Genomic DNA, 9,692 nt, shown 5'->3' with positions numbered 1-9,692 from the left:
CTTACTGCCAAGCTGCGCTTGAATCACGGTTCCCTCTGGAGCCACACCAAGCTTTGCCTGGGTAGCTGCAATCGTTCCACTGGTACTCTGAACACCAGCMTTTACCTTGAAGATTAGGTTCAGAACCGGCGTACTGGCTCCAGATATTCCCCCTCCAGTATTGGCAGTAATGAGCCTAACTTTCCCAGCAGTGGCTTTGTCCTCTGTCACGATCTGGATGTTGTTGTTGGCACCTGCCGCGCTCACATAGTCAAATACGCTGGAATCATAAGACAGGGTGATGTCCTGGGCGTAAACACTTTGTGTCACATTGTTCAGGCTAACTCCCACTGTAAAGCTGCTTCCGGGTTGCACACTGCTGTCTGCTGAAAGTGCAGCAGCGGGTACAAGCGGCTGAGACCAAACAGGATCTGTGGTTGCATCACTTGTGGTTACATATATCCGGTCTATGATTAAGCCAGATTCCCTTCCCCATAAGTTCAATTCATGGGCACCAGCGGTAATATTCAATGGAGTGCCGCCAGTCACTAGCGTACCGCCATTACTGAGATTCACCCATCTAAACTGACTGTTACTCACGTTCTGAATACCATTGGAAGTGAATTTATACGTATTATCCAATCCAACGTGGACGGAGTCCGTTTGGAAACTGTGACTCTTCGCAAGTATCCAGACATAGTAGGATCCTGCATTCGTAAAGTTGATCTTGTAATTCAGTCTGGAACCGGCAGCTAGGCTAGCTGCATCAGTACCTGGTGTGACAGCGGTACCATCATCGGGACTAAATTGCATAGCTTTCGTGGACAAGCCGTCAACAAGCGACCAGGTATGGCCATTTGCGTTGCCAAATACATAGGCATTGGCCGTGTTTTCTGCTGCAGTTTCTGCCTCAACGGCCACGATGGCTGGTGTATTAAAGTTAATGGTATATACCGAAGCTTGTAAACCTTCTCTACTTACCGTCACTGTGGCCTTTCCTGGTACGGCCAATGCTTGTGTAATCGTAACACTCGCGCCAGGATCATTTGAAGCCGCAGTAACTTGCGGCGGAGCTGATCCTACAGGAACATCTAGGGAATAGGTGTATGTACTTGGACTGAACCCATTCACTTGCGCACCGTTCAGCTGGAGGGACTTCAAATTCGTATCAAAGTTAGATCCAACCAACTTGTCATCTAATTTAAATGAGTCGAAGTCAACGTAACCACCTGTTGTCTTTGTTGAATAATTGAATAAGGCAAAACGGTAGCCCATAAAATGCGGTAGTGTATATGACATTTGAAGTGTGTTTCCTATGGATGCCCAACGCTCACCGTCAAGACTGTAATAAAACTTTGCTTTATCTGTCCTATTCTTAAAGTCCAACTCGCTCCTTAAATAAACAGTGTTTTGAGTGAGAGGGACACTTGCTATTTCCACTGCTGACCCTGAACTTCCATTCACCATAACAACCGATTTTGTAGTGCCGGACATTTTAACACCGACAAACCCGTAGTTCTGTTGGAAGGCGGAAATTCCCGCATAATCCCCGTCTTTCATATGGCTAACATCGATAGCAATGGTTCCTGAACTTTCAGGTCCGAAGGTTCTTTGTGTAAGCGTATTTCTGGCATCAAGAATACTAGTGCTCGTTCTTCCGGTAGTGAGTCTTAGATACCCCGGTCGGTCGGTAAGAGACCAGAATCTATTGTCAGGATTATGGTTCCACTGCCATACAAGTGCAAGATTGGATCCATTGTAGTCATTTTCTCCGCCTGCTACTTCTGTATGATAAACTTCAACTTTCACTGTTCCCTGATCGAAGTTATCTGATGAAACCCAGGATCTTGACAGTACAGCAGGAATCCCCGTGTCATTGACATCCCCGAATAGAGGCCATCCATCCTGACTCCATGTCATCGGTACAATGTAAGGTATACGTCCAACGGATCCATAATCCTGGAACAGCATTCCGTACCATTTTCCGTCAACGGCTTGAACAATTCCCCCTTGTGCTATACCAGCACTGTTGGAGGTGCTGCCCGATCTTAAAGCAATCTTTCCTTCATAGGTGCCATCTATCGTATCAGCCCTGTGGACTAATTCAGTACGAATGCTCCCTGTTGGCCATGAGATATTAAAGATATAATATTTACCATTAATTTTTTGAATGTGTGAGCCTTCAGCTCCAAGACCGCCAGAGCCTCCGGGAGCGCTCGCATTTTGAATGATTGTTTTATTCATTCCGCCTGCTTTGATCGCTGTGGCATCTGAAGTAAGTTCAATAATCTTAATGGCCCCCCCGCCATATACCAGATAGACACGCCCGTCATCATCAAACAGCAAGGACATGTCATGATAAACGCCGCCAGCAAGCTCATACTTTTCCCATGGGCCCTTTTCGATGTCGGTGGTTTGAAAGATATACGTTTTCCCCGTGTCATTGGAGGCAAATACCACATAAAACTTGCCATTATTGTATCTTAGACTGCTTGCCCATGAGCCTTTTCCATATATGTTTTGCCCATTTGAAAGCGTTTGTTTATCCGTCGACGCGAGTATATCATAGACATAATTGACGATTTCCCAATTTACGAGGTCCTTGGACTTCATAATAGGAACGCCAGGGTTCACGTGCATGGTAGTGCTGGTCATATAATAAGTATCATTCACCCGGATAACATCAACATCMGGTACATCCGCCCATATGATTGGGTTCTTGGCAATCGGTGTATAAACGTCTRCATAGAAAGTTGTAACACTTTTCCCCTTAAGCGTGGCTTGAAGTGAGTTTCCATTTACAGTGGTATCGCCTAAATTTGCAATATTCTCACTAGACGAAGTTCTATAAGTAGTAAACGATTTTACAGTTTTACCATTTACGTTGAAAGTTAATGCAGTGTCCGTGTTAGTGTCATTTATAGCTGTAATAACTAACTTTCCATTCGAAGGATCTTTATACGCTGTTGTATATACACCCGTTGCTGGGGTTACATCTGAATTGACTCTTTTATAACCCGGCCTGATAAATCTGCTGTATTGACCAAGTGTATACAATCTTTTATTCAAATCGTAACTTTTTACAGCACCATTATCATCCGTATGAAATGTAATCAGTGCGCCTTTATCTCCAACAGAATTCACACTGTCTTTTGTGTTATTCCAAAGCCACCAGTAGTTAAACGCATTTACTTCTGCTACCGTCATATCCTTATGGATCATTTTCGCCCAATAGATACCGTCATTTATGGTTGGATCATTGGGTTCACCTACAGATGCTTCTGTCACCCATAATTTTTTATTATAAAGCTTTGTTTGCGTCAGCCACTTCGCGCCAAGATTAGGGTCCTGCTGATTTACGGCATATTGGTGTACACCAACAATGTCTACGCGATCCCTGCTATCGGCATCATTCAATGTTGGAACAGCCAGATCTTCACTGAAATTTAAGCCCTCTGGCATAATAAGCTTCGCAGTCACACCTTTTTGTGCAAAAGTAGGTTTGAGATAGCCCTTTACAAAATTATGAAAATCATCCGCTGACCAACTGCTGGATTCATAATTYGGTGCATAGTTTGGCTCATTTTGTATAGATACAGCTGAGATATCGATTCCCTTATTGGTCTTAAAGCCAGTCACATAGTCAGCTAAGAAATCAGCATATGCCTGATATTTATCAGTTCTGAGCTTACCACCGATCTCTCCGTTCGTTCCTGTGCTGCCAGTCTTCATAAACGGCGGAGGCGTCCAGGGAGTAGTAAAAAATTTGGTTACGTTATAATCCGTTTTTATTTTATTAAAAAGCCAGGTTGTACCATTAATATCCCAATTATTCCAATTCCATGTGCCTGATTCCGATACGATGTCATAAGGAAGCCTGTTTCTTACCATACTTAGTCCTGCGCCAGTAGAAGTACTAAAAAGCGCATCCAGTATTTCCTTCTGTGGTGGGTTTGCGAGATTTTGTACAATACCTGTCGACCAAGCGTTGGATGCACCAAAGCCGTCGATTTCCTGCTTTTCAATATTATAATCAATATTAACCGTTGGGATGGATGCAGCATGGGTACTCTTATGAAAACTAAGCATGGATGATACGATCAGACTAAGACAGAGAGAAACTTTTAAAGCAGCTCTTGAGTCAACCCTTCCTTTTTCCATTTATCTCTTCCCTTCATTAGATGATTCTTGTACCTTACCTTAAAGCTATGGGCCCAGTTGCTTGTTAGCATCATGGACCCATTACCATCTCAACAAGGATTTTTTACTTTTTACATAGTTGCCAGATGCCTGTATGAATGAATTTTATTTCAATTCTTGATATAGTCTGTAGATGACCGTAGCAGCTTGTGCTCTTGTCGATTTTCCTTTCGGATCAAAATATCCCTCTGACACTCCGTCCATTAAGCCTGCCTGTTTTGCAGCCCAAACAGCATCCTTGGCGTATGTAGAGATTTGATCTCCATCAAGGAAATTTGAAGTTGCACCATTTGCTAGTACAGTCGTAGAACTAATAATCTTGGATGCCCGATAAATAAGCACCGCCATGTCCTCACGACTGATCTGGTCGTTCACACCGAAGCTGCCGTCATCTTTGCCTTGAACGAGGCCGATCTTCTGTGCTGAGGCTATGGAATTGTAGTACCATGCACCCGCCTCAATATCTGTGAAGGCTGTAGTTGCAGTAGAATCTGCTAGATCGAAGAGTTGAATCAACATCTTAACGAACTCTGCTCTTGTTACCTCCCCAGCCGGAATAAAATGGCCGTCACTTCTACCGTTCACTACTTCACGAGCTGCCAAGCCAAGAACACCMTCGTTTGCCCATGTATACCCATTCATGTCACTAAAGGAAACCTGAACATGGTTAGCCGTGTACTTGCTGAAGTGCGTAGGTTGAAACTGAACTTTGCCTGTTTCGATATTGTATTTCCCATTCCTGACAATTTCCAATTTACCATCTTCCGTTATATAGTAGATGACTACTTGATTAGGCTTTTCATTAGGTGCCAATGTATACGGTACTTCTACTAGAACACTTTTCTTGTTAAATTTTGTGATTTTACTACCATCTAAACTCAAATTAAAATCGTACACAACAGAACTTCCGACTTCTTTTCTGATATCCTGCGATAGGTTGACAGGGTCTACCTTTGCAATACTTAATTGCAAATTTGAAGTTTCCGACAGGGTGCTTTTATCAAGAACATCCCGATTAATGGTAACCGTAGCAAGATCCGTCTCAACCTTTACCGTCTTTACGACGCCTGATTCTGAACTGAGTTGTTGAAGCTGCTTCGCCGGCAGATTCAGTTGGATTTCCTTAACGTCAGAACCTGAGTTGACTTTAATCGTTACCGATTCATCTTTGGAATTTTTGCCCGCTTCAAGAAGAGCTTTTGACCCTACATCAATAGAAGCAACACCATTATTAACAGTCATTGTTTCCAGTAACAAAACAGATGTACCTGAAGTGCCCGGCGATGACGGATTTTCTGCCCCTTGGGAACCAGGGTTGGAGCCAGTATGAGAGCCAGGATCAGTGCCAGGATTAGTGCCGGGATTAGTGCCGGGATCAGTGCCGGGATCAGTGCCGGGATTAGTACCGGGATCAGTTCCAGGATTAGTGCCGGGATCAGTTCCAGAGTTCGAATTATTAACGGACAATGTAATTCCGTTACCCATCTTCCCATTCGTTTTTTCCAACTGACTATTGATAGTTGTCAAAGAACTTAGGGAAACGGAAGCTGCCCCTGCTTTGGAAGCTTTAAACGAAAGCGTAAATAAATCCTTATCCCCAGTTAGTCCCGACTTGTTTCCTATTAAAGTAAAAACCAGCAATATCTTGTTGCCTTGTACTTTAGGTTCAAGCACGTATGCTTGATTATTCAGGCTGCTTGTGTAGCCCGTATACGCCAGTTGCTGCTCATCATACGTTAATTCCATCTCGGCAGCATATAAGTCTGTAAGTGCTTTGCCTGCAATGGTAATCGTAACGTTGTTTCCTAACTCGACACTTGGAGCCTGAGAGCGCAATACAACTTCATCTGTTGTTTGTGCTGCAGCCGTCAAAGGGAGCAGCGTGGCAATGAACATCATAGCTAGGATGAATAATTGAAATTTGAGTTTCATGTTCACAATCCCTCATTATAAGGAACGAATGGGAGACAAACGTCTCCCATTGCCCTTTTCTTGGATTTAGTAATTTTTAGCGATCACGATCAACTACGATTGTGTGGGTCGCTTATTGAAGTATCTTGGATGCTACATACGCAAGATCAAAAATATCGATCTTATTATCGTTGTTCATATCAGCTTTCTTGGCAGTTGTCCAGTCTGAGCTATAGGAGTCCTTACCGTAATTGTAAGCTACTATTGCAAGGTCACCTACATCGATGCTTCCATCGTTATTGAGGTCTGCAGATTTAATTACGGCTGCCTTGAAGGAAGCTGCTGCACTGCYCAGTGCTGTWACGSYACTGTCAACCTGGGACTGTGTCGCACTTGCRYTGTCTCTTACAGCTTTTGCTGCAGTGAGGGCTRCACCGAATGCATCCTTGGCTGCTTGTGGGTATTGACCRKYCGCTGTTCCTACGACTGCACCGTCATAMAGGCTCTGTGCATCCGAAATAGCTGTTGTCAACGCTGTCTTAACCACTGCAATAGCGCCTACTGAAATGCTCTTACTGCCAAGAGCAGCATCAATCACGGTTCCTTCCGGAGCCACACCGAACTTTGCCTGTGTAGCTGCAATCGTTCCGCTGGTATTCTGAACACCAGCCTTTACCTTGAAGGTTAGATTCAACACGGGTGTACTGACTCCAGATATCCCAACTCCGGTGTTGGCGGTCATGAGTCTAACTTTTCCAACAGTATCTTTGTTCTCTGACACGATCTGGATGTTGTTGTTGGCACCTGCYGCACTCACATAATCAAATACATTGGAATCATAAGATATGGTGATGTCCTGCGCATAAACACTTTGTGTCACGTTGTCCGCACTAACAGCCACTGTAAAGCTGCTTCCAGGCTGCACACTGCTGACTGCTGAAATTGCAGCTGTAGGTACAAGCGGCTGAGGCCACACAGGATCTGTCGTTGCATTGCTTGTCGTTAAATAGATTCGGTCGATGGTAAGACCGTCTTCTCTTCCCCACAAATTCAATTCATGTACGCCAGCGGTAACATTTAATGTAGCTCCGCCATACGAACTTAAATTAGCCCATTTAAATCCAGTACCAGCAGATGCTAAACCGTTGACACTAAATTTATACGCATTATCTAGTCCAACGTGGAGAGAGTCCGAATTGAAATCAGGAGCCTTCATAAGCAGCCAAACATTGTAGGTTCCTGCAGTCGGGAAGTTGACTTTGTAATTAAGTCTGGAATCGCCAGCGAGGCTGGCTGCGTCAGTACCTGACATACTGAAGCCATTATCTGGCCCAAAAAACATAGCTTTCGTGGACAGTCCATCAACAAGAGACCAGGTATGACCACTTATAGTGCCATATACATAGGCATTGACTGTGTTTTCTGCTGCTGTTTCTGCCTCAATGGCCACAACAGAAGGCGTATTGACAAGTACACTAATCTGCGATGTTGCAGCAGCGCCTAATGCTCCCTTAAAACTTACAGTAACATTTGCTGTTCCGCTTGCTTTAGCCGTTATAGTACCGCCCGCAACTTCTGCAATAGCAGGACTTGGATTGGTATACGTTGCTGTTTTGGTTACATCTTCCATGTGTCCGTCAACATATTCTGCTGTTACTTTAAAGGTTGCAGTTTTGCCAGAATCCAGCGTAACTGAACCATTGTCAATGGTAATCTTCTTCACCGTCAGTTCGCTGTTCAAGTCTTTTACAAGCATATTAACTGTATCTGTTTTTCCACCATAGCTTATGTCAATGCTTGTGGAGCCATAGCCCACCCCAGTGACAACTCCGTTGTTTACACTTACAATACCGCCTTGTGCCGGTGTTGCAAGGGCCTGACCACTAATATCTACACTTGTTCCATCGGCGTATATGGCAGAAACCTTTAGGTTAGCCTGATTAGTTCCGGAAACAGTATCAATCTTTTGTTTATCTATGGATGCATTGATTGCAACTAGATCATGAGCAGCTGTCTTTTGCTCGAATTGCCAAGAATCTACCTTGAAGAGATTACCTGTTGATGCTCCCGTGTATACCATATATACATTATGGACACCTGTAGCACCGGAAACACTCGTTGTTTTTGTCTTCCAAACATCGTCTCCGCCTGTGTTGGAAATGGGAAGTGTCCCGATCAATGGGCCAGTAGCACTGTCAAGATGAAGTTCAATGTTTCCACCGCCCGAACCACTTGCAACATTAGCTTTGAATGTTCCTGCGCCTGTAGCTCCAAAATCAACTTTGGATACCGCAGTCCAGTCTCCATCATTTATGCTGCTGACAGCCAGATTTATACTGCTTACCATGCCTCCTGGTTGTGTCGTAGTTTCAGTGGATATTCCGCCATTCCAACCAATTGTTTCGGCCTCAACCCTTGTATAGGGATTCAAATTTTGGAGCTGCGGAACACCTGCGTAATCGCCAATAATAGGATTGATAACCCCGTTTGCATCAAAACTTACCTTATTGATGTTTGTATTACGGTATCCATGCGGTTGCCCACCCATTTGTGGATACATACCGCTTTCAGCCATTGCCTTTGCAACGGTTTGTGCGTGGTAGGTAACATACCACTGGTTGTTGAATTCAAAGATCGCATGGTGGTTGTTACCTCCAACGCCGAAGAAAGTAGCAGGGTTAGGCAGTATTGTTTTGACAAAGGTAAATGGCCCCATTGGGTTGTCACTTACCATATAGCCAATTGCTCCCGTAGGGATATCCGACGGATGCCCGCTAGAGAAGTTCGTACAATAGGAGTAATAATACTTCCCGTTGTATTTGTGGATACCTGAATCCTCAAACAACCACGGTGGATTGATGCGTCCAAGAGTTCCACCGCTTGCACTCAAATCCAAACTGATCATATCCGCACCAAGCTTTGCAACACGTGCGGTTCCCGGGTCAGCATCTTTTCCGGCCGGAATACCGCCGCCGAAATACAAGTAACCGCTTCCATCATCGTCAACCAGTACCGCTGGGTCAAAAAGCCATGTAACATCACTAGCCCCAGGAGTACTTCTGCTTACCAATTGTCTTCCAATTGGATCTGTAAATGGGCCGATCGGACTATCCGCTGTGAGCACACCAATGCCGCTTCCATTATCCGCAAAATATAGGAAGAACTTCTCCTTGCCATCAATCGTTTTATGTGCAGCCGCCGGTGCCCAGGAGTTGTTTGCCCATTTGGCCGCACCTTGCGGCCCTGCTACTAGGATTTCCCCGTGGTCTGTCCAGTTCACCATATCATCGGACGAAACAACCGTAATCTTATTAATCTTACCGTATCCATTATCCTTAACTGTCCCATCAGCATTGTACTCCAATACATCATTGGTCATGTAGACATAAACTCTGCCGTTATATACCATTGCATAGGGATCCGCACCAAATTTTTGCGAAAATAGCGGATTGTTATTACCAGGTGTTTTAGCCAGCGCTGGAGAGAGCGTCGAAGCTGCTGCCTGCTTCTCCATAACTGGGCTTAATGTGAATGCAAGAGTTAAAGCCATCGTCATCCCCAGCATTTTGTTCAATTTCTTCATAGAACAACCTCCACATTAT

Annotated in this window: 3 protein-coding genes; all 3 read right to left on the bottom strand. The window is 44.4% G+C overall.

The genetic code is table 11. From position 1 onward, the window contains the following. Positions 1-4,140 (bottom strand): family 43 glycosylhydrolase (locus AC1DLM_RS28025; RefSeq protein ID WP_477571792.1); only part of this gene is annotated, 4,140 nt, incomplete at its 3' end. Between the two features lie 144 nt (positions 4,141-4,284). Continuing rightward, positions 4,285-6,111, bottom strand: coding sequence for an S-layer homology domain-containing protein (locus tag AC1DLM_RS28020; RefSeq protein WP_477571791.1), 1,827 nt, complete (start codon positions 6,109-6,111; stop codon positions 4,285-4,287). A 112-nt stretch (positions 6,112-6,223) separates the two neighbouring features. Beyond that, the gene (locus tag AC1DLM_RS28015) at positions 6,224-9,673 is read right to left on the bottom strand and encodes a carbohydrate-binding protein (protein WP_477571790.1); all 3,450 of its coding nucleotides are present in this window, start codon (positions 9,671-9,673) and stop codon (positions 6,224-6,226) included. Between the last annotated feature and the right edge of the window lie 19 nt (positions 9,674-9,692).

Source organism: Paenibacillus sp. 01T442, assembly GCF_056398345.1.
This window is presented reverse-complemented; position numbering and strand designations above follow the sequence as displayed.